A 2,204-nucleotide genomic window follows, 5' to 3' on the forward strand; every position below is an offset into this window, starting at 1 on the left:
CTTCATATGAGTGTCTCAACTTTCCGCCGTCATGTAACCAATGGCTCTCTCCCAAAACCTTTAAAATTTGGTTTTTTATCGCGTTGGTTACAATCAGATCTTTTCAATGTCATCGAGCAAGCAAAACAGCAACGTTATAACGACGCGGCATAAAAAGAAAACCTTGTCACGTAAGAACGGACAAGGCTTTCTCTGCTGAAGCAAGACTTAAGGTTCGCATTCAAGTTGTTCTGAATGTTTTTTACAATAAGGGCTATTTAAGCGTCTCTCAACACTTCGCTGAGGCATGACAGCACCAGGACGACATATGGGAAGGTTGTCTGATTTATGGTTTTCACACCATTCTTGTATTGTAAAGCTAGGACGAAAACCTGATTGCGCCATACACATTTCAATACTGGCAAATTGATTTAAATCTAGCGCCACAACCTTATTAAGGTCCGGTACTCCACATTCTAAAAGTATTTTATTTCTCCATAATGCTGGAGAAAGTGAGGGAATTGAATTAACACATCCAGTAATACTTAACAGAGCTATACAACTCAATAGTTTTAAGATTTTCTTCATTATTCCCCTCTTTCAATGGATTTATTTACAATAAAAAAGCTCATAAGCCTGTTGATATTTCCCGTCACCGCTGCTTAAAACAACGGTGAACAATATTGAGATGTTAGATTGAGAAAACAATCCCGCCATTCCAAGCGAAGGCAAGGATGGCGGATTGTTAATCATCACAAACAGCAAAACTTAAGGCTGGCATTTGCGACTATTTTTATATTTTTTACAAAACGGGCTGTTTAAGCGCTTCTTGACACTGCGCTGTGGAACAACAGCGCCTGGACGACAAATGGGCAAGTTTTTCTCTTTAAAAGTATAACATGGCCCTCCCGCTCTTGCTACCTCTTCATCTTTATAGCGAAACCCTGATTGAAGCATGCAAGCATAAATTGTTGCTTTTGCATTAATGCTCTGCTTTCTGTTTTCTGGATCGACATCATAAGGCGTTGGCATGCCACATTCTAACAAGGCTTTTCCTACCTCTGTAAAATTAGTAACACCATTTTTCTCCCACGCGCTCAAATACCCTCCAGGAGTTTTATTAAACTGACATCCTGCAATACCTAATAAAGTTACAGCACCTAATAGCTTTAGAGTTTGTTTCATTTTTTACTCCATTATTTAATTCAAGGTTTTTGTTCACGATGAGATGTGCCATAGCGCCATGTACACTTATCACTCGCATCTCCAAGGCAAGTATGGGAGCTTATGGGATTCATGATCACTCTCCACCATTCTTTCCACATGTTACTACCAGCAGGGAGTGTCCCGTAGGTATAGCCATTGCCGCCAATAATTCTGCTGACAAAGTCATATCTATTCCCATCAAAGCCAATAGTGGTTTGTTTGCCATCACTCACATAATCTAACAGACCGGCTGCAACTAAAACATTAAAGGCTGGTCCATAGAGATTGATAGTCGTGTTTTCGTTGGCTATACCGTGAACACCTTCTTGTTTGAAAGAATTCAGCATATTCCCCAATGTCATTGTCCCGCGACTATGTCCATAAAGTTCTAATCCTGTAAGACCATAGCTATACATCAAATCTTTTGCTTCTTGTGTTGAATTGGTCAAACCCCAAAAGTTATTTTCCATAAACTTCTGATAGCCTGCTACCAGAAGTTCTGAGATAGCAGAATCAGCTTGGGGGAAGATAACAATATAGAGCGGTTCATTTTGATTTTTAGCATGTTGAACCGCATAAACAGCGGCTTCCTCTGGTGGAGTAAAGATGCCATTAAAGGAAACATGAACCCTGCCATCAGAGCCTTCTTGCAAATGCTGCTTTTCTTCATCCGTTAAATAATGAAACTTAGGTATTTTTTGTCCACGAGCGTCTTCTATAGGCTCCCCATTTGCATCTGTTTTATAGAGTATATTTCCGTCTTTATCACGGTCGACCACGGCGATGGGGTGCTCTTTGATAAACATGGTTTTATAGGAGTCATCACTGTATTTAAACCCTTCTTCTAAGAGTTGAGTTGCCATTTCACGATTTTCATGGACGATTTGTTCCAGCTTGCCTGCATCGAGCTGTTGTACACCCTTATGGGCGGTGGCAGTATCACGATTAAGGGAGGCTATGGCTTGCTCAACATCTTGCCCTGTTAATGCCTTCTGCCCTGCTTCATCAGTAATGACGAT

Annotated in this window: 4 protein-coding genes; 1 reads left to right on the plus strand and 3 read right to left on the minus strand. The window is 40.7% G+C overall.

Annotated elements, in window-relative coordinates:
* On the plus strand, window positions 1-153 hold a 153-nt coding region (locus ACFIQC_RS09605), incomplete at its 5' end, for a helix-turn-helix transcriptional regulator (RefSeq protein ID WP_375707119.1).
* Window positions 154-207: 54 nt separating this feature from the next.
* Here the strand turns inward: ACFIQC_RS09605 and ACFIQC_RS09610 are convergent.
* The 3 genes from ACFIQC_RS09610 to ACFIQC_RS09620 all read right to left on the minus strand — a co-directional run.
* Complete coding sequence (locus tag ACFIQC_RS09610; protein ID WP_375707117.1) at window positions 208-567, minus strand: hypothetical protein; 360 nt, start codon at window positions 565-567, stop codon at window positions 208-210.
* Between the two features lie 180 nt (window positions 568-747).
* Window positions 748-1,164 carry a hypothetical protein gene (locus ACFIQC_RS09615; RefSeq protein WP_375621746.1) on the minus strand — a complete coding sequence of 139 codons (417 nt, stop codon included), beginning with the start codon at window positions 1,162-1,164 and terminating at the stop codon, window positions 748-750.
* Window positions 1,165-1,184: 20 nt separating this feature from the next.
* A partial coding sequence (locus tag ACFIQC_RS09620) for a filamentous hemagglutinin (protein WP_375707118.1) occupies window positions 1,185-2,204 on the minus strand: 1,020 nt, incomplete at its 5' end.

Origin of the sequence: Bartonella sp. AA126HLJHH (genome assembly GCF_042197425.1) — a bacterium.
GTDB lineage: Bacteria > Pseudomonadota > Alphaproteobacteria > Rhizobiales > Rhizobiaceae > Bartonella.